Raw genomic sequence first — 19,788 nt, 5'->3', positions numbered from 1 at the left:
GCCCCCATGACACCTCCCACTGACCCGCGCCGCCGAGCGGCGGCCGTCGTCCTCTTCGTCGTGGCCGTCGTCCTCGGTCTCGCCCATCCCGCGGCCCTCGCCGCCCCGCGGGGCGTCCCGCGCGCCGCCGCCGAGTACAACGTGCGCGACTACGGCGCCAAGGGCGACGGTTCCAGCAACGACAGCCCGGCCATCGACAGGGCGATCACGGCGGCCAACGCCGCGGGCGGCGGCACCGTCCGCTTCCCCTCCGGCACCTACAAGTCCAAGAACACCCTTCACATGAAGAGCCATGTGACGCTCCAGCTCGACAAGGGTGCCACCCTCCAGGGCTCCAGCGCCGACACCTACGACAAGGCCGAGTCGAACCCGTACGACGCCTACCAGGACTACGGGCACAGTCACTTCCACGACGCGATGATCTACGGCGACAGGCTGACCGACATCGGCTTCGTCGGCCAGGGTGTCATCGACGGCGCCGGCAACCTGATCACCGGCAACCCGAAGTCCGGCGAGGCCGACAAGATCATCTCGCTGACCCGGTGCGACGGGCTCAGGATCGGTGACGGCCTCACCCTGCGCCGTGGCGGCCACTTCGCGGCCCTCGTCAACGGCTGCACCGACGTGACCTCGGACCATCTGACCATCGACACGGCGAGCGACCGCGACGGCTGGAACGTCATCTCCACCACCAACGCCACGATCACCAACGCCACCATCCACGCGAACGACGACGCGCTGGTGTTCAAGAGCGACTACGCGCTCGGCGCCAAGCTGCCCAACGGGCATGTGCGGGTGAGTGGTTCGACCCTCGGGGCCAAGTGCTGCAACGCCCTGATGTTCGGCTCGGAGACCTGCGGCGACTTCTCGGACTACCAGTTCGAGAACATCCGTATCGACGGCGCCGACAAGTCCGGCCTCGGCATGGTCTCGATGGACGGCTCGAAGATCTCCGACGTCCACTACCGCGACATCACGATGACCGACGTCCACTCGCCGATCATGCAGAAGATCGGCACCCGCAAACGCTGCGGCAACAGTCCCGGCGTCGGATCGATCAGCAACGTCACGTACGACGACATCACCGCCACCGGCAACAGCCCCTCCTTCAGTCCGACCCTGTGGGGCGAGACCGGGCACCGCATCAACGGTGTGACCTTCACCAACGTCAACATCACCGTCCCCGGCGGCAACGACACCATGTCCACCGGCGTGCCGAGCAACGACTCGACCGACTACAACCCGAAGAGCATCGGCACCCGGCCCGCCTACGGCTGGTACCTGCACAATGCCGACAACGTCCGGTTCACCGACAGCTCGGTGAAGTTCGCCTCGGACGACGGCCGGCCCGCGTTCATCGCCAACGCGTCCGGCGGTATCCGGCTCACCCGGTTCACCGCGCAGAAGGGCAGCGGCTCACCCTTCGACGTGGGCTTCCAGGACGTCACCGGTGGCTGCCTGACGGACAGCCACAACACGTCCGGCGGCGCCCTGCGGGTCTCGGGCAACCAGGACTGCGGCAGTACGGCGGTCAAGCCGCTCGACCTGCAGAACCCCCGTCAGGACTTCCTCCGCGCCTCCGTCGGCGGCCTGTTCCTGCACTGGGGCCTGCGCACCGCACCGGCCCACACCAACTGCTCGGCCTGGGAGAACGACGTCACCAACGGGGGCTGGAGCCCCGACTACTGGGTGAACGAGGCGCAGAAACTGCACACGCAGTACCTCGTCCTCGCCACCTTCCACAGCCGTCTCGGCTACGCCCGCCCCTGGCCGTCGAAGATCCCCGGATCCTGCTCCACCAGGCGGGACTTCCTCGGTGAGCTGATCAACGCCGCGAAGGCCAAGGGCATGAAGGTCATCCTCTACATGACCAACGACCCGCAGTGGCACGACGAGGGCGGCCACGAGTGGCTCGACTCGGCCGCGTACTCCGCCTACAAGGGCAAGAACGTGGACCTGACCACGAACGACGGCTTCGGCCAGTTCAGCTACGACAACTTCTTCGAGGTCATGGACCGCTATCCCGACCTCGGTGGGTTCTGGATCGACAACGACAACTCCTACTGGGAGAGCCACAACCTCTACCAGCAGATCTACGACAAGCGCCCGAACTACACACTCAGCAACAACAACGAAGACACGCCGATCATGGACATGATCAGCAATGAGCAGAAGACGGGGATGTCGCCTGCATACGATTACCCGCAGGCGGTATACACCGCACAGCCCCGGCTGACCGAGGCCGACTTCAAGCTGCCCTCTACCGGCGCCTGGTGGTACGACGGATCCAATCCCACCGTCGACCGTATGCTCACCCTCGGCCGGCTGATCACCAACGCCGGCTCCTCGGTCAAGGCGCTGATGGCCGAGACAGCCCAGGTCAACGGCAAGTTCCCGTCCAATCAGGCATCCTTCAACAACTTCGCGGACTCCTACCTCGACCCCATCTGGGAGTCACTGCACGGCACCGAGGGCGGCGGCTACATGTACGGCGGCCTCAAGCCCGGCGCCTGGAACGACGGCGCGTACGGCGTGACGACCATCGCCAAGGACGACCCGAACCGGCAGTACGTGCACGTCCTGACACCGCCCAGCACCAGCACCCTGCGGATCCGCGACAACGGCTACCGCATCGCGTCCGTCACCGACCTCCGCACGGGCAAGGCGGTCTCCTGGTCGCAGTCCGGCGGTGTGCTCACCCTGAACGGGCTCGCCGACTGGGACCCGTACGACACGGTCTTCAAGGTCACGGCCGCCGGACGCCAGGGCATCCTCTCGGGCGTCAAGGTCACCGCGAGCGCGTCCGCGAGCGGACACACCGGCTCGGCCGCCGGCGACGGCGACTACCTCACCTACTGGGACAGCGACAAGACCCTGCCGGTCACCCTCACCTTCGACCTGGGATCGGCGAAGAAGGTGCAGTACATCGGGCTCAACCAGCGCGAGGACTCCGTCGCCTACGCCCGCTCCGACACCGAGCAGTCCGCCCGCATCAAGGACTACAAGGTGTTCCTCAGCAACGACGGCACGACCTGGGGCAGCGCGGTGAAGACGGGGCAGCTCCCGAGCCGCCGCGGTATCCAGGGCATCGACCTGACCGCGGCGAACGCCCGCTACGTACGCCTCGAAGTGGACACCACCTGGGCCGCGTCGACCGACACCACCCGCTACAAGCGGCTGCGGATCGACGAGGCATGGATCGGCACCGCATACGCCACACCCGCGAACGGGGGACAGTCATGACCCGCGTCAGAGCACTGGTGGCCGCGGCCGCCATCCTGTTGATCGCCCCGGTGATACCGCTGCTCACCACCGCCCACCCGGCGGCCGCGTCCGACAACGGCCAGTCGGTCCGCCCCGCCATGGGCTGGAGCAGCTGGAGCTTCGTACGCCGGTCACCGACGGCGGCGAAGATCGAGGCCCAGGCCGACGCGCTGGTCTCCAGCGGCCTGAAGGACCACGGCTTCGTCTACGTCAACCTCGACGACTTCTGGCAGAAGTGCGACTCGAACGGCTTCGTGGTGGACGGCTACGGCCGCTGGACCGCCGACACGGCCAAGTTCCCGGACGGCATCAAAGCGGTGGCGGACTACGTCCACTCCAAGGGGCTGAAGTTCGGCTTCTACGTCACGCCCGGCATCGCGAAGAACGCCGTGACCAAGAACACGCCGATCGAGGGCACGCCGTACCACGCGAAGGACATCGCGGACACGTCCAGGACCGAGAAGAACTACAACTGCAAGAACATGTACTACATCGACTACTCCAAGCCGGGCGCCCAGGAGTTCGTCAACTCCTGGGCCGAGCAGTTCGCTTCCTGGGGAGTGGACTACCTGAAGATCGACGGCGTGGGCAGCGCGGACATCCCCGACGTCCAGGCCTGGGACAAGGCGCTGCGGACCACCGGACGGCCCATCAACTTCGCGCTGTCCAACAACCTTCCCATCGCCAACGCCGCCACCTGGAAGCAACTGGCCAACAGCTGGCGCACCCAGGGTGACGTCGAGTGCTACTGCGGGCCCGGCGACAACGGCAGTGGCTACCCGCTGACCGACTGGTCGCACGTCTCCAAGCGTTTCGACTCCGCCGCGTCCTGGCAGCCGTACGCCGGACCGGGCGGCTGGAACGACCTGGACTCGCTGGAGATCGGCAACGGCGACCAGGTGGGCCTCACGGCCGACCAGCGCCGCTCGCACTTCACGCTGTGGGCGATGGCGGCGGCCCCGCTGCTGCTCGGGACCGACCTCACCCACCTCGACTCCGTCGACAAGACGATGCTGACCAACGACCGGCTGATCGGTGTCGACCAGGACGGGGTCGCCGCCAAGCGGATCGTGAACAGCGGTGTCCAGCAGGTGTGGAGCAAGAAGGAGAAGGACGGGAGCTACGTCGTCGCGCTGTTCAACACCGGCACGTCCGGCAACAGCACCGTCGGTGTGAACTGGTCGCAGGTCGGCTTCAGCGGCTCCGGTGACGTCACGGACCTCTGGTCCGGCTCCCACAAGGGCGTCGTCCAGGACTCCTACAGCGCGACACTGCGACCCGGTGAGACACGGCTGATCCGGGTGAAACCGGTGAGCTCCCTCAAGACCGCGGCGGCCTCAGCGGGCATGGCGGTCGCCCCCTACGAGTACCTCGGCTGGGGCAGCCCGCCGAGCCCCACGTCGGTGATGTCCGCTACCGGCGTCAAGTGGTTCACGCTGGCCTTCGTCCTCTCCGACGGCACCTGCAACCCCAAGTGGGACGGCACGCGCGCGCTGACCGGCGGCAGTGACCAGTCCACCATCAACGCCATCCGATCGGCCGGCGGGGACGTGGTCGTCTCCGTCGGCGGCTGGAGCGGGAACAAACTCGGCGAAAAGTGTTCCAGCGCCTCAGCGCTGGCCGGCGCGTACCAGAAGGTGATCAACGCCTACAAGCTGAAGGCGCTCGACATCGACATCGAGAACACCGAGTGGTCGAACGCCACCGTGCGGCAGCGGGTGGTCGACGCGCTGAAGACGGTGAAGTCCGACAACCCCGGCCTGAAGACCATCATCACCTTCGGCACGACGACCGGCGGACCCGACTCCACCGGCGCCGACATGATCAAGCGAGCCGCGAACTCGGGCCTGGCGAACGACGTCTGGTGCGTCATGCCGTTCGACTTCGGCGGCGGCACCAGCAACATGGGCACTCTGACCACCCAGGCGATGGAAGGTCTCAAGGCGAAGGTCAAGTCGGCGTACGGCTACAGCGACGCCACCGCCTACGCGCACATAGGGCTGTCGTCGATGAACGGCAGGACGGACGACTCGGGGGAGCGCGTCCGTACCTCCGACTTCAAGACGATGCTCGCCTACGCCCAGCAGCACCACATCGGGCGCCTCACCTACTGGTCCGTCAACCGGGATCGCGCCTGCGGCTCGGGCGGCGACGGGGACGCCTGCAGCGGCGTGTCGCAGCAGCCGTACGACTACCTCAAGGTCTTCGCCCAGTACACGGGCTGAGGGGAACCACCATGCGTCTGAAGAGAGTTCTGCCGTGGGGCCTCTCCCTGGCCCTCGCGCTGCCCCTGGCCGGCCTCGCCGCGGGCACCGCGCAGGCGGCGACCGACTACCAGGCCGAGGACGCCCTGATCTCCCAGGGTGCCGTGGCGACCAATCACACCGGCTACACGGGCACCGGCTTCGTCGACTACACCAACATCACGGGCTCCTACGTGGAGTTCACGGTGAACGCGGCCTCCGCCGGCACCTCGGCGGTGACGTTCCGGTACGCCAACGGGACCTCCACCGACCGGCCGATGGACATATCCGTGGGCGGCACGGTCGTCCGCTCCGGGGTCTCCTTCCCGGCCACCGCCGACTGGAACACCTGGGTCACCAAGACCGTCGACGTCCCGCTGACCGCGGGCACCAACAAGATCCGCGCGACCGCGACCACCGACAACGGCGGCCCGAACCTGGACCGCATCGGCGTGGACGCCGCCGCCGACACCCAGGCGCCCGCCCGGCCCGGCCAGCCCAGCTGCTCGGACGTCGGCGAGAACGGCCTCACCCTGACCTGGGGCGCCTCGACGGACAACGTGGGCGTGACGGCCTACGACATCTACGAGCACGGCAACAAGATCAGCGAAGCTCCGGGGACCTCGACGTCGAAGGCGCTGACCGGACTCACGCCCAACACCACCTACAACCTCACCGTCATCGCACGCGACGCGGCCGGGAACACCTCTTCGGCCAGCCCGGTCGTCGACTGCACCACCAAGCCGAGCTCGGACACCACCCCGCCGACCGCACCGGGCACCCTCTCGGCGTCCGGCGTCACCGCGAACAGCGCCGATCTGACCTGGGGCGCATCGACGGACGACAAGGCGGTCGTGGCATACGACGTGCGCAGCGACACCACCGTCTACAAGTCGGTGACCAGCGGTACGTCGACCACGCTGACCGGGCTCGCCTGCGACAGCCCGTACAGTCTGAACGTGGTGGCCCGCGACGCGGCCGGCAACGTGTCGGCGCCGAGCAACACGGTCACCTTCACCACCAAGGCCTGCGCCACCGACGGTGGCGTCCCGTCCTCGATCGCCACCCTCTCCACCGGCTGGACCATCCCGTGGGGCACCTACTGGATGCCCGACGGCAAGACCGCGCTGGTGACCGAGCGGGACGACTTCCGGGTCTGGAAGGTCGCGAAGGACGGTACGAAGACGCAGGTCGGGACGGTTCCCAACGCGGTGACGACGAACGGCGAAGGCGGTCTCCTCGGCGTGGCCGTCGACCCCAAGTGGGAGAGCAACCACTACGTCTACTTCATGCACACCGCGTCCGAGGGCAACCGGGTCGTCCGCATGACCTACGACGGCACGAAGCTCAGCGACTACAAGATCCTGCTGCAGGGCATCAAGAAGAACCGCTACCACAACGGCGGCCGCCTCGCCTTCGGTCCCGACGGGTACCTGTACGTCTCCACCGGCGAGGCCCAGACGCCCGACCTCGCGCAGGACAAGGACTCACTCAACGGCAAGATCCTCCGGATGACGACGGACGGCAAACCGGCCCCCGGCAACCCGTTCGGCAACTACGTCTACTCCTACGGCCACCGCAACCCGCAGGGCCTCGCCTTCGACCGCAGCGGACGGCTGTGGGAGGCGGAGTTCGGCAACAGCTCCAAGGACGAACTGAACCTGATCAAGCCGGGCGCCAACTACGGCTGGCCGACCTGCGAGGGCAGTTGCAGCGTGTCCGGCATGACCAACCCCAAGGCGACCTGGAACGTCTCGGAAGCCTCCCCGAGCGGCATCGCCATCGTCCGCAACGTGATCTACATGGCATCCCTGCGCGGCGAACGGCTGTGGCGCATCCCGATCAACGGCGACAACGAGAGCGTCGGCACGCCGACGGCCTACTACGTCGGCACCTACGGTCGTCTGCGTACCGTCACCAAGGTGCCGGGCACCGACCAGTTGTGGCTGTCGACCACCAACTGCGACAACAACGGAGGGGCGGCGGACGGCTCCGACCAGCTGTTCCGCGTGACGATCGGCTGACCGCCACCGGACGACCGCCCGTCAGGCCCGGTACAGCGCCTCGACCTCATTGGCGTACGCGCCCTCGATCGCCTTCCGCTTCAGCTTCAGCGAAGGCGTGAGCAGCCCGTGCTCCTCCGTGAAGGGCTGGGCGAGGATACGGAACGTCCGGATCGACTCGGCCTGCGAGACGAGGGTGTTGGCGGCTACCACCGCCCGCCGCACCTCCGTCTCCAGGTCGGGGTCGCGCACCAGCTGGGCGGGCGACATCTTCGGCTTGCCACGCATCTGCAGCCAGTGCTCGACCGCCTCCTGGTCGAGGGTGACGAGAGCCGCGATGTACGGGCGGTCGTTGCCGACCACGATGCACTGGTTGACCAGCGGATGGTCGCGGACCCGCTCCTCCAGCACACCGGGGGACACGCTCTTGCCGCCGGAGGTCACGAGGATCTCCTTCTTGCGGCCGGTGATGGTGAGGTAGCCGTCATCGTCCAGACTGCCCAGGTCGCCCGTGGCCAGCCAGCCGTCGTGCAGGGTCGCGTCCGTCGCCTTCTGGTTGTTGAGATACCCCTGGAAGACATTGGCGCCGTGCAGCCACACCTCGCCGTCGTCGGCGATGTGCACGGTGACGCCCGGGATGGCCTGGCCGACCGTGCCGTAGCGGGTGCGCTCGGGCGGGTTGGCGGTGGCGGCCGCGGTCGACTCCGTCAGGCCGTATCCCTCGTAGATCTGGACGCCGGCGCCCGCGAAGAACAGTCCGAGCCTGCGGTCCATGGCCGAGCCGCCGGATATCGCATTCCGTAGGCGACCACCCATGGCCGCGCGGACTTTGGTGTACACGAGCTTGTCGTACAGCTGGTGCTGCATGCGCAGCCCCGCCGAGGGCCCCGGACCGATGCCCCAGGCCTTCGCCTCCATGGCGTCCGCGTACTTCACCGCGATCTCGACGGCCTTCTCGAACGGGCCGGCCTTGCCCTCCTTCTCCGCCTTGCGGCGGGCGGAGTTGTAGACCTTCTCGAAGATGTACGGCACCGCGAGGATGAAGGTCGGCTTGAAGGCCTGCAGGTCGGGCAGCAGGGCGGCGGCGTTGAGCTGGGGCTGGTGGCCGAAGCGGATCTTGCCGCGGATCGTGGCCACCTCGACCATGCGGCCGAAGACGTGAGCCAGGGGAAGGAACAGCAGGGTCGCGGCCTCGTCACCCTTCCTGGAGTGGAACACCGGTTCCATGTGCTGGAGGACGGTGTCCGCCTCGAACATGAAGTTGCCGTGGGAGATGACGCAGCCCTTGGGGCGGCCGGTGGTGCCGGAGGTGTAGATGACGGTGGCCACCGAGTCGGGGGTGACCGCCTGACGGTGCCGGTGCACCGTCTCGTCGTCGATGTGGGCGCCCGCGTCGTACAGCTCCTGCAGCGCGCCCGCGTCCAGTTGCCACAGCTGGCGCAGATGGGGCAGCCGGTCGATGACGGTGGCGATGGTCATCGCGTGGTCCTCGTGCTCGACGACCGCCGCGGTCACCTCGGCGTCGTAGAGCATCCAGAAGATCTGTTCGGCCGAGGACGTGGGGTAGACGGGTATGACCTGCGCGCCGATGGTCCACAGCGCGAAGTCGAAGAGGGTCCACTCGTAGCGGGTGCGGGAGACGATCGCGACCCGGTCACCGAAGCGGACGCCCCGGGCCAGCAGCCCCTTGGCCAGGGCCAGGACTTCGTCGCGGAACTCGGCGGCGGTCACGTCCCGCCACCGCCCGAGCTCGTCCTTGCGGCCGAGGGCGACGTGCAGCGGGTCCTCGAGGGCATGCTCGAAGACGACGTCGGCCAGACCTCCCACCGGTGGCGCCGACGCCAACGGAGGGCTGGTGAACTCGCGCAAACCCCGCTCCCGCTCCTCGTCGCTCGCCCAGCGCCGTGAAAGCTACCCCACCCGCACACCGGGCGGGAGAGGGGTGGAAACCGAGCAAAGCTCACGTTTATGCAGGCCGACGACCGGAAAATGCCCGCACATGGGTAAGGGTCGGACAGAATCCTTACGGTTCCGTAAGTTTCAGAGCCGTAATCTCCACTGAATCTGTACGTCCCGACTACGGCGCCGCACCAGGCGGACGCTGTCGTCCGGACCGACCGGCTGGACACGCGAGTTCGGAGCGCCCAGGGATGCGTCCCCGTTCCTGCGCCGGATCAAACAGCAGACGTCCCGCATGCCGCGATGACGGCGCGGCCCTGTGTCCGTGTCCGTCAGCCGCCCCGGCCCCCGCGATGCAGGCGGTCGCCACCCGCCAGGACCGCCGCGGCCAGGGCCCGGGCCGCGTCCCGTGCCGAGGCCCGGGCGCGCCCGTGCACCAGGACGAAGTCGACCTTTCCGAGCTCCGGGAGTCCGGCCCGCTCGGGCACCCGGAACAGCCCGGGCGGGATCAGGCCCCGGGAGTGCGCCATCACGCCGAGACCGGCCCGGGCCGCGGCGACGAGCCCGTTGAGACTGCCGCTGGTGCACGCGATCCGCCACGGCCGGCCATGTCGCTGCAGCGCCTCGAGTGCCAGCGCGCGCGTGATCCCCGGTTGCGGATACACGATCAGCGGCACCGGCCGGTCGGGATCCAGGCGGAGCCGTTCGGCGCCGATCCAGACCAGCTCGTCGTGCCACACGAGCTCGCCCTGCGGGTCCTGCGGACGGCGCTTGGCCAGCACGAGGTCCAGTTTCCCGGCGGCCAGCTGCTCGTGCAGGGTGCCCGACAGCTCCACCGTCAGCTCGAGATCGACCTCGGGGTGGTCGTACCGGAAGTTCTCGAGGATCTCCGGCAACCGGGTGAGGACGAAGTCCTCCGAAGCGCCGAACCGCAGCCGGCCGCGGACCCGCGTGCCGGTGAAGAAGGCCGCCGCCTGCTCGTGCACCGTGAGGATCCGGCGGGCGAAGCCGAGCATGGCCTCGCCGTCCTCGGTCAGTTCCACGGAATGCGTGTCCCGCAGGAACAGCTGACGGCCGACGGCGTCCTCGAGACGACGCACGTGCTGGCTGACGGTCGACTGACGCACCCCGAGCCGTCGGGCGGCCCGGGTGAAGCTCAGCGTCTGGGCCACTGCGAGGAAGGTGCGCAGCTGCACGGGGTCGTACACACCGCCAGCGTATATCACGCAACGTGATGACAGTGAGAGTGGTGTGCGGGTTTCCCGATCGGCCCGTCGGCAGGACCATGGAGAAGGCCCTCCCGGCACGGGGAGTACCAGCGAGGATGGGAGCACTGTGAAACGCCTGCACCGGCCGAGTCGGATGCCGATCGACCCGTACGTCCTGCTGCTGCTCGCGACGGTGGGTGTCGCCGCGCTGCTGCCGGCGCGGGGCGCGGCCGCCGATGTCGCCTCCGGTGCCTCCACGGCCGCGATCGCCTTCCTCTTCTTCCTCTACGGCGCCCGGCTGTCCACCCGTGAGGCATTGGACGGACTGAAGCACTGGCGGCTCCATGTCACCGTCCTGGCCTGCACCTTCGTGGTCTTCCCGCTGTTCGGGCTGGCGTCGCGCGCCCTGGTGCCGGTGCTGTTGACCCAGCCGCTCTACCAGGGCCTGCTTTTCCTCACACTCGTTCCGTCGACGATCCAGTCGTCGATCGCGTTCACGTCGATGGCCCGCGGCAACGTTCCAGCGGCGATCTGCGCGGGCTCCTTCTCCTCGCTGGTCGGCATCGTGTTCACGCCGCTGCTGGCGGCCGGTCTGCTCGGCGGGGACGGCGGGGGCTTCTCCGCCGACTCGTTGCTGAAGATCGTGCTGCAGTTGCTCGTGCCGTTCCTCGCCGGGCAGTTGCTCAGGCCCCGGATCGGGCATTTCGTCACGCGGCACAAGAAGGTCCTCGGTCTGGTCGACCGCGGCTCCATCCTGCTGGTCGTCTACACCGCGTTCAGCGAAGGCATGGTGCGCGGCATCTGGCACCAGGTGAGCGCGGGGCGGCTGGCCGAACTGCTGGCCGTCGAGGCCGTTCTGCTGGCCGTCATGCTCGTCCTGACCTGGTACGGCGCCCGTGCCCTGCGCTTCGGCCGCGAGGACCGGATCGCCATCCAGTTCGCCGGGTCGAAGAAGTCACTGGCCTCCGGGCTGCCCATGGCGAGTGTGCTGTTCGGCGCGCACGCCTCGCTGGCCGTCCTGCCCCTGATGCTCTTCCACCAGATGCAGCTCATGGTGTGCGCGGTCATCGCCAGGCGCCGGGCACGCGACCCGGAGGTGTCGGTGACGCCGCCGGCCGCGCCGGGCCCGGCGTCACGGGCCGCTGCCGGGACCGGGCCGAAGCGGTGAGGAAGGCCTGGCCGTCCGCTGCGGCGGCGACGGGGGTCAGGGCCGCAGCACCACCTTGCCGAGGTTGCTCCGCGACTCGATGACCTCGTGGGCGCGGGCCGCGTCCGTCAGCGCGAACTCACCGTGGACCGCGGGCTTCAGCGCACCCTCGGCGAACAGCCGCCACAGCTCCAGCCGCAGGCGCTCGTACAGGTCCGGCCGTCCGCGGGCGATCCGCGCCATCTGGAACCCGATCACGGACTTGGCGCCCACCAGCAGGTCGTACGCCTGGACGGTGCCGCCGCCCGAGCTGTACGCGACGAGCCGGCCGCCGGGTGCGAGGGCGTCGATCGCGGGTGTGAGCAGGTCGCCGCCGACTGCATCCACTATGCAGTCGACGGGATCGCCCCAGCTGTCGTCCGCATACGCAATGACGTCGTCGGCGCCCAGGGAGCGGACGAAGTCCGCCTTGGCCGGGTCCGAGACGGCGCCCACCACCCGGGCGGCTCCGCGCACCCGTGCCAACTGGACCGCGAGGTGCCCGACCCCGCTCGCCGCCGCCGTGACGAGGACCGCCTCGCCGTGCTCGGGTCGTGCCGCCCCCAGGGCGCCCAGTGCGACCAGCCCGCTGCGCACCAGTGTCACCGCGTCCACCGCGGAGGCGGTGTCGGGCACGGGGGAGGCCATCGTCTCGTGCAGGACCGCGAAGTCGGCGTAGCCGTGTCCGAAGCACAGCCCCGTCACGCGTCGGCCGACCTCGAACCGGGTGACGCCGTCGCCGACCGCCACGACCTCGCCGGCGATCTCGCCGCCCAGAGGGATCGGTTCGGCGGCTTCGGTGACCTTGCGCACGACCGGCAGGGTGACGCCGACGGCCTCGGTACGGACGAGGAGCTCGCCCGGGCCGGGCTCGGGAACGGGGGCGTCCTCCAGGAACAGCGGGCCGCCGGGAGACTCGTACCGGACGCGACGCATCGAACCTCCACGGGCAGCGAAGAGAGTGCGGGGTGCCTTGGCTGTGACCTCGTAATCGTTGGGAGCGCCAACGATATAACGCATTCGTTGGGAAGTCCAATGATTCTTGGGTAGGCTGTTCCCATGCCCGAAGCCCCTCTCCCCGCGATCCGGTCCCTCCCCAGCTGGCTTCTCGGCCGGGCGGCAGCCCGCGGCCGGGCCCTGGTCGCCGAGGCCCTGGCGACGCAGGGCATGAAGATGTGGCACCACGTCGTGCTCTCCGCCGTCCGCGACCTGGGTCCGGTCGCCCAGGCCGAACTCGGCCGCAGCATCGGGCTGGATCCCAAGGACCTGGTGGGTGTCCTCAACGACCTGCAGGCACAAGGCCTCGTCGTCCGCGCGCCGGACCCCCGGGACCGCCGCAAGAACGCTGTCTCGCTCACCGGCGCGGGGGCCGGGCTGCTCACCCGCTGCGAGCAGGCGGCCAGAGAGGCGAACGACACGTTGCTCGCCCCGCTGTCGGCGACCGAACGGGACGAGTTCATGGCCCTGTTGATCCGCATTTCCGGTACCGAGTGCTGACGGCGGCCAACGTGCAGGGAACGCTCGTGGCGCTCGTCCGGGTCGAACGACCCGGCGTCGCCGAGCAGCCGCCCGGCAGCGGGCTGGTGGCCGGCCTCTTCCGGGACGGCGCACGCTGGACTTCCCACGGCCGGGAAGGTGGCGCACGCAGGGGGTGCGGTTCCTGGCCCGACCCGCCGGGCCGGTCCTGATCAGTGCCGGGCGGCCGAGGCCTCCAGAGCGATGCGGTCCTCGCCCGCGTACACGTTCATGGAGCTTCCGCGCAGGAATGCCACCAGGGTCAATCCGGTCTCGGCCGCCAGGTCCACCGCCAGTGAGGACGGCGCCGACACCGCGGCCAGCACCGGTATGCCCGCCATCACCGCCTTCTGGGCCAGCTCGAAGGAAGCCCGGCCGGAGACCAGCAGAACGGTGCGGGACAGGGGCAGGTCCCCGTTCTGCAGGGCACGGCCCACCAGCTTGTCGACCGCGTTGTGCCGGCCCACGTCCTCCCGGACGTCCAGCAGTTCCCCGCCCTCGTCGAAAAGGGCCGCCGCGTGCAGGCCGCCGGTACGGTCGAACACCCGCTGGGCCGCCCGCAACCGGTCGGGGAGGCTCGCGAGCAGTTCGGGTGCGACCCGCAGCGGGGGAGTGTCGGCGATGGGCCACCGGGCCGTCGTACGGACCGCGTCCAGGCTGGCCTTGCCGCACAGTCCGCACGAGGAGGTGGTGTAGACGTTCCGCTCCAGCGTGAAGTCGGGGAGCGCGACGCCCGGCGCGGTCTTCACGTCCACCACGTTGTAGGTGTTGGAACCGTCGGCCGTCGCCCCCGCACAGTAGACGATGTTCAGCAGATCGTCTGCGGTGGCCAGGACGCCCTCGCTCACCAGGAAGCCCGCGGCAAGCGCGAAGTCGTCGCCGGGCGTGCGCATGGTGACCGCGAGCGATCTGCCGTTGAGCCTGATCTCCAGGGGCTCCTCGGCGACGAGGGTGTCCGGACGGGTGGAGACCGCCCCGTCCCGGATGCGGATCACCTTGCGTCGTTCCGTGACTCGTCCCATGCCACTCATTGTCCTGCACGTACGCCGTAAGGATGCGGCCCGCAGTACAGCAGCCCCCGGTACACACGTACTCGGACGCCGACCGTTCACCGCATTCTGCATACCGTTCAGCGCATACGGGCCCCGTCGGCTTGATCAACCACCTTCCCGCACCTACCGTCCGGCACCATGAGCAGCCCCCCTGTCGCACCCCCGGGCTGGAGCCGTTGGCTCGTTCCGCCCGCCGCTCTCGCCGTCCATCTCTCCATCGGTCAGGCCTACGCCTGGAGCGTCTTCAAGCCGGCTCTCGAAGCCGCCCTCCATCTCGACGGCACCGAGAGCGCCCTGCCCTTCCAGCTGGCCATCGTGATGCTGGGTCTGTCGGCCGCGTTCGGCGGCACGCTCGTCGAACGAAACGGCCCGCGCTGGGCGATGACCGTGGCCCTCGTCTGCTTCTCCTCCGGCTTCCTGCTCTCCGCGCTCGGCGCACAGACGCAGCAGTACTGGCTGATCGTCCTCGGCTACGGCTTCGTCGGCGGCATCGGTCTCGGCATCGGCTACATCTCGCCCGTATCCACCCTGATCAAGTGGTTCCCGGACCGCCCCGGCATGGCCACCGGCATCGCCATCATGGGCTTCGGCGGCGGCGCGCTGATCGCTTCGCCGTGGTCGGCCCAGATGCTCGACTCCTTCGGCGCCGACCACTCCGGGATCGCACTCGCGTTTCTCGTGCACGGTCTTTCGTATGCGGTCTTCATGTCGCTGGGTGTCCTCCTCGTCCGGGTTCCACGTACCGACGCGCCCCAGGACGCCGGCGTGCGCTCTCTCACGGGCGTTCAGGTGTCGGCCCGCAGCGCGGTGCGTACTCCCCAGTTCTGGTGCCTGTGGATCGTGCTCTGCACCAATGTCACCGCCGGCATCGGCATCCTGGAGAAGGCCGCCCCGATGATCTCGGACTTCTTCGCCGGCACCTCCACACCCGTGTCGGCCTCCGCGGCCGCCGGATTCGTCGCCCTGCTCTCGGCGGCCAACATGGCCGGCCGGCTCGGCTGGTCCTCGGCCTCGGACATGATCGGGCGCAAGAACGTCTACCGCGTCTACCTGGGCGTCGGAGCGCTGACGTACCTGCTCCTCGCACTGGCCGGCGACGCGTCCAAGCCCGTGTTCGTCCTGTGCGCACTGGTGATCCTCTCCTTCTACGGCGGCGGCTTCGCGACGATCCCCGCCTATCTGAAGGACCTCTTCGGCACCTACCAGGTCGGTGCGATCCACGGCCGGCTGCTCACCGCCTGGTCGACCGCGGGTGTGCTCGGTCCGCTGATCGTGAACTGGATCGCCGACCGGCAGGAAGCGGCCGGCAAACACGGATCCGCGCTCTACGGGCTGTCGTTCGCGATCATGATCGGGCTGCTCGTCCTCGGCTTCGTCGCCAACGAGTTCGTCCGCCCCGTCCACGCCCGTCACCACATCCCCGCGCCGAGGGAGGCCGCCGATGTCCAGCGACACCAGTCCGCCTAGCCGACGGGGGCTGATCGCGTTCGCCTGGCTGTGGGTGGCGGCGCCGCTGGGGTACGGGCTCTACGAACTCGTGCAGAAGGCGGCGCAGCTGTTCACCGGGTGAATGCTCGGGTATCCGAGGGTCTGACGGAAGCCGACAACAGGGGCGCCCGATTCCTGTGGCTTCACCTGCCGTCGTACCCGTGAGTCACTGCCCAGACTGGTGGATCCCGCTGCCCATGTCGAACGAGGGGGATTCCAGTTGAACGGCTCGCGCATCACCGCCATCGGCCACCACCAGCCCGCCAGGGTGCTCACCAACGAGGACCTGGCGGGCATGGTCGACACCAGTGACGAGTGGATCCGCAGCCGGGTGGGCATCCGCACCCGGCATCTCGCCGGCCCCGAAGAGCCGGTCGACGAACTGGCATCGTGTGCCGCCGCCAAGGCCCTCGCGGCGGCCGGCCTGGCCCCCGCCGACATCGACCTCGTCCTGGTGGCCACCTCGACGGCGATCGACCGCTCCCCGAACACCGCGGCCCGGGTCGCCGCCCGGCTCGGCATCCCGGAGCCCGCCGCCATGGACGTCAACGTGGTCTGCGCCGGATTCACCCATGCCCTGGCCACCGCCGACCACACGGTCCGCGCCGGTGCGGCCAACCGTGCCCTGGTCATCGGCGCCGACAAGATGTCCGCGGTCACCGACTGGACCGACCGCAGCACCTGTGTGCTCGTCGGGGACGGAGCCGGAGCCGTCGTCGTCGAGGCGTGCGCCGCCGGGGAGGAGCCCGGGATCGGGCCGGTGCTGTGGGGTTCGGTGCCGGAGATGGGCCACGCGGTACGGATCGAGGGCACGCCGCCGCGGTTCGCCCAGGAAGGACAGAGTGTCTACCGCTGGGCCACCACCCGGCTGCCGGCCATCGCCCGCCGGGCGTGCGAGCGTGCCGGAGTCGCCCCCGAGGAACTGGCCGGGGTCGTCCTGCACCAGGCCAACCTTCGCATCATCGAACCCCTGGCCGAGAAGATCGGCGCCGTCAACGCGGTGGTCGCGCGCGATGTCACCGAATCGGGCAACACCTCCGCCGCCAGCATCCCGCTGGCCCTCTCCAAACTGACCGAGCAGGGCGCGCTCTTCAGCGGGGACCGGGTGCTGCTCTTCGGCTTCGGCGGCAATTTGTCCTATGCCGGACAGGTCGTACGGTGCCCTTGAGATCACCAGTCACGCGCCCGGTTCACGGCCCACGGTCGGTTGTGCGCCGTAGATCGTAGACAAGACGCGATCGATACTGGGCGTCCACTGCATACACAGCGTGCCGTCGACGGCGGACGGTATGCCCAGAAGGGGGACCCGCGATGTTGTCGACCGGACTGCCGCAGGGAGCAGTGCCCAAGCTCGAACGCCCCGGCCCGCTGCGCGACCGCGTCTACGAGGCGCTGCTCGAACTCATCACCACCCGTGCGCTGCAGCCAGGCCAGCACCTGGTCGAGAGCGAGCTCGCCGGGCACCTCGGGGTGTCCCGGCAGCCGGTGCGTGAGGCGCTGCAGCGGCTGAACACCGAGGGCTGGGTCGATCTGCGGCCCGCGCAGGGAGCCTTCGTGCACGAGCCGACCGAGGCGGAGGCCGACCAGCTCCTCACCGTCCGTACGCTCCTGGAGGCCGAGGCGGCCCGGCTCGCCGCCGTCAACGCGGACGACAAGATTCGCGAGGTCTTCGAAGAGCTCCTGCTGCGGGGCAGGTCGGCCGTCGCGAACCAGGACACCGCCGGCTCAGTAGCCCTGAACAGCGTGTTCCACTCCAAGATCATGGAGTTGTCGGGCAACGCGGTGCTCGCCGAGCTGGGGCGGCAGGTCGAGCGCAGGGTGCGCTGGCTCTACACGCCGGTGGCCCGAACTCGCGGCGAACAGTCCTGGAAGGAGCACAAGCAACTGGTCGAAGCCATCGCCGACCGCGACGAGGAGCGCGCCGCCCTGTTGATGCGGCTGCACACCGAGCACACCCGGCACTGCTACCACGAGCGCGACAGGTCCTGACGAACGGGATCCAAGGCCGAGCCCGGCCCTGCTTCGGCCGACGCGGCCGGAGAGTGAGACGGTGTTCACGTGCCGTGAAGGGTCCGGGGCCATGGGCGCGGCGGACCCCGTGGTCCTGCCCACACGCCGCATACGCAGGTGAAACGCACTCCGAAAGCTTGGTATTGTTGTCCATGTCGCCGCGGGGAACCTCCCCGGAAAGGCGGCAGACACCTTGTCCGGGTGGCGGAATGGCAGACGCGCTAGCTTGAGGTGCTAGTGCCCTTTATCGGGCGTGGGGGTTCAAGTCCCCCCTCGGACACTTCACGGAAGGGTGCCGACCGGTAGCGGTCGGCACCCTTCCGCGTCGACGGTGTCCCCACGGCGTCCGCGCCGCCGGCATGGCCGGCCGGTCAGCCCGACGCCTCGCCGATCTTCGCCGGCGACTCACCGAGGAACGGCTGACCCCGGCGGAACAGGCCGAGCGTCGCCCACAGGGCGAAGGCCAGCGGGACGGCACCGGAGATGATCACCTGGCCTCGGCTGGGCACGAGGGCGTTCGGGGTGCCCAGCACGTAGCCCAGGCCGATGCAGGTCCGCGACAGGGCCTGATAGCAGGCCCACGCGCTGCCGTGCACCTGAGCCGGTACCTGAGTGTGCACCGCGTTTCGTAGACCGACATTGCATACACCATTGCCGAACCCGCCCATCAGGAACAGCGGGAAGATCACCGCCGCCACCGGCAGCAGCCCGGCCGTCAGCAGCGCGACGGAGATCCCCAGCACCCCGCCCAGGATGAGTGCCGTGTGCCGCCCGGACCAGCCGGCGCGTCCGGCCAGGAGGGCACCGGGGATGCTGCCCAGCGCCCAGGTGGCCAGGAAGAACCCGAAGAGGGTCTCGTTGCCGTCGGCCACGCCTCGCAGATAGAAGACGCCGGCGACCCCCTCGACACTGGTGGCCAGCATCGCTGCCGCGAGCGTGGGCAACAGCACGCCCACCACCGGGGCGTCGCGCAGGGCGCGGTAGCCGTCGGAGATCTTCGTGGCGGGGCGGCGGCCGACAGCCACGTCCGCACGCCGCGGGACGGCCACCGCCGTGCAACCGGCGAGTACGAGGAAGGACACCGCGTCGACGGCGAGCAGGAACGCCGTGCCCCGCGCGGAGTGCAGGAAACCCGCCAGCGGCGGGCCGATCAGCCCGGCCGTCGACAGTCCCGCGGTGAGGAAGCTGTTCGACCGCCCGGTGTGCTCCGAGCCGGCGACCACCGGCAGCATCTTGAAACCGGCCGTCACCGACGCCACACCGGCGAGCCCGGACAGCGAGATGAGCGCCACCCGCAGGTGGAAACCGTCGACCGCGGCGGCGGTTCCGAAGGACGCCGCCTGGACCGCCAGCGCCGACAGGCACACCGTGCGGGCGCTGAGCCGGTCCACGAGCGCCCCGACGAGCGGAGCGGCGAGGACGGTGGGGATCAGCTCGGCGAGGAACACCTCGGTGACTCCCCAGCGAATGCCGCGGTCGGCCGCGTCCAGCACCATGCCGAGGGAGGCGAGGGAGTCGCCGACGCGGGAGAGGAGCGTTCCCGCGATCAGTACCAGCGCGGGTCCCGGGATCACCAGGCCGCGGCGCAGCATGGTGAACCTCGTCCTCCGCGTTTTGTGCGTGTCCAATCGAGTCCCATCCATGTGCTTGCCGTGATCATTTCAAGGCTGCTGACGGAACAGGCTAGGCCTGCTCGATGAGCGGGAGGGCGTCGACCGGCCACCCCCCGACACCGCTCCGGCGGTGGCGGCGGAGCCTCGGCCGGGGCCCCGGAATCCCGGCTTCTCGGCCATGTCCGGTGCGGAGAGCGGGTTCGCGGCCGGCGTTCCGGTAACGCGGAAGGCCGAGCTCCGACGGCGGCCGGGTTCGCCCGCCCATGGGCGGCCGCGGGACAACTGCCGTGCGCCGGGCGGTGTGATC

14 protein-coding genes and 1 tRNA gene are annotated in these 19,788 nt (G+C 69.3%); 10 read left to right on the top strand and 5 right to left on the bottom strand.

From position 1 onward, the window contains the following. Positions 1-6: 6 nt before the first annotated feature. From ACWC21_RS32385 to ACWC21_RS32375, 3 genes are read left to right on the top strand one after another with little or no spacing between them, the layout of a single operon-like run. Positions 7-3,243, top strand: a complete 3,237-nt coding sequence (locus ACWC21_RS32385) for a glycosyl hydrolase family 28 protein (protein ID WP_450887014.1) — start codon at positions 7-9, stop codon at positions 3,241-3,243. Next, entirely contained in the window at positions 3,240-5,489 is a 2,250-nt protein-coding gene (locus tag ACWC21_RS32380; RefSeq protein WP_450887012.1) for an alpha-galactosidase, read from the top strand. The genes ACWC21_RS32385 and ACWC21_RS32380 overlap by 4 nt, the downstream gene beginning before the upstream one ends. Positions 5,490-5,500: 11 nt before the next feature. Beyond that, entirely contained in the window at positions 5,501-7,531 is a 2,031-nt protein-coding gene (locus ACWC21_RS32375) for a PQQ-dependent sugar dehydrogenase (protein ID WP_450887010.1), read from the top strand. 21 nt (positions 7,532-7,552) lie between these two features. On the opposite strand, the gene ACWC21_RS32370 is transcribed toward ACWC21_RS32375, so the two are convergent. Next, complete coding sequence (locus tag ACWC21_RS32370; protein ID WP_450887008.1) at positions 7,553-9,379, bottom strand: AMP-dependent synthetase/ligase; 1,827 nt, start codon at positions 9,377-9,379, stop codon at positions 7,553-7,555. Positions 9,380-9,741: 362 nt separating this feature from the next. After that, positions 9,742-10,617 carry a LysR substrate-binding domain-containing protein gene (locus ACWC21_RS32365; RefSeq protein ID WP_450887006.1) on the bottom strand — a complete coding sequence of 292 codons (876 nt, stop codon included), beginning with the start codon at positions 10,615-10,617 and terminating at the stop codon, positions 9,742-9,744. A gap of 154 nt (positions 10,618-10,771) precedes the next feature. On the opposite strand from ACWC21_RS32365, the gene ACWC21_RS32360 reads away from it, so the two are divergent. Then, the gene (locus ACWC21_RS32360) at positions 10,772-11,785 is read left to right on the top strand and encodes a bile acid:sodium symporter family protein (RefSeq protein WP_450887046.1); all 1,014 of its coding nucleotides are present in this window, start codon (positions 10,772-10,774) and stop codon (positions 11,783-11,785) included. A gap of 36 nt (positions 11,786-11,821) precedes the next feature. On the opposite strand, the gene ACWC21_RS32355 is transcribed toward ACWC21_RS32360, so the two are convergent. Further along, on the bottom strand, positions 11,822-12,739 hold the full coding sequence (locus tag ACWC21_RS32355) for a quinone oxidoreductase family protein (RefSeq protein WP_450887004.1): 918 nt from the start codon (positions 12,737-12,739) through the stop codon (positions 11,822-11,824). Between the two features lie 123 nt (positions 12,740-12,862). On the opposite strand from ACWC21_RS32355, the gene ACWC21_RS32350 reads away from it, so the two are divergent. Further along, the gene (locus ACWC21_RS32350; protein ID WP_450887002.1) at positions 12,863-13,300 is read left to right on the top strand and encodes a MarR family winged helix-turn-helix transcriptional regulator; all 438 of its coding nucleotides are present in this window, start codon (positions 12,863-12,865) and stop codon (positions 13,298-13,300) included. A 191-nt stretch (positions 13,301-13,491) separates the two neighbouring features. Here the strand turns inward: ACWC21_RS32350 and fdhD are convergent, their stop codons facing one another. Then, complete coding sequence (fdhD, locus tag ACWC21_RS32345) at positions 13,492-14,340, bottom strand: formate dehydrogenase accessory sulfurtransferase FdhD (protein WP_450887000.1); 849 nt, start codon at positions 14,338-14,340, stop codon at positions 13,492-13,494. Between the two features lie 168 nt (positions 14,341-14,508). On the opposite strand from fdhD, the gene ACWC21_RS32340 reads away from it, so the two are divergent. The 5 genes from ACWC21_RS32340 (at position 14,509) to ACWC21_RS32320 (ending at position 18,148) form a co-directional block, all read left to right on the top strand. Next, a complete protein-coding gene (locus ACWC21_RS32340; protein WP_450886998.1) occupies positions 14,509-15,837 on the top strand; it encodes an OFA family MFS transporter in 1,329 nt (442 codons plus the stop codon). Beyond that, positions 15,812-15,940, top strand: a complete 129-nt coding sequence (locus ACWC21_RS32335) for an MFS transporter small subunit (RefSeq protein ID WP_450886997.1) — start codon at positions 15,812-15,814, stop codon at positions 15,938-15,940. The genes ACWC21_RS32340 and ACWC21_RS32335 overlap by 26 nt, the downstream gene beginning before the upstream one ends. A 138-nt stretch (positions 15,941-16,078) precedes the next feature. Continuing rightward, positions 16,079-17,026: a beta-ketoacyl-ACP synthase III gene (locus ACWC21_RS32330; RefSeq protein WP_450886995.1), complete on the top strand. Its 948-nt coding sequence runs from the start codon at positions 16,079-16,081 to the stop codon at positions 17,024-17,026. 143 nt (positions 17,027-17,169) lie between these two features. Beyond that, complete coding sequence (locus ACWC21_RS32325; protein ID WP_450886994.1) at positions 17,170-17,847, top strand: GntR family transcriptional regulator; 678 nt, start codon at positions 17,170-17,172, stop codon at positions 17,845-17,847. Positions 17,848-18,063: 216 nt separating this feature from the next. Continuing rightward, positions 18,064-18,148, top strand: a tRNA-Leu gene (locus ACWC21_RS32320). A gap of 91 nt (positions 18,149-18,239) precedes the next feature. On the opposite strand, the gene ACWC21_RS32315 is transcribed toward ACWC21_RS32320, so the two are convergent. Then, complete coding sequence (locus ACWC21_RS32315) at positions 18,240-19,460, bottom strand: MFS transporter (RefSeq protein WP_450886992.1); 1,221 nt, start codon at positions 19,458-19,460, stop codon at positions 18,240-18,242. Between the last annotated feature and the right edge of the window lie 328 nt (positions 19,461-19,788).

Source organism: Streptomyces sp. NPDC001348 (assembly GCF_053597535.1).
This window is presented reverse-complemented; position numbering and strand designations above follow the sequence as displayed.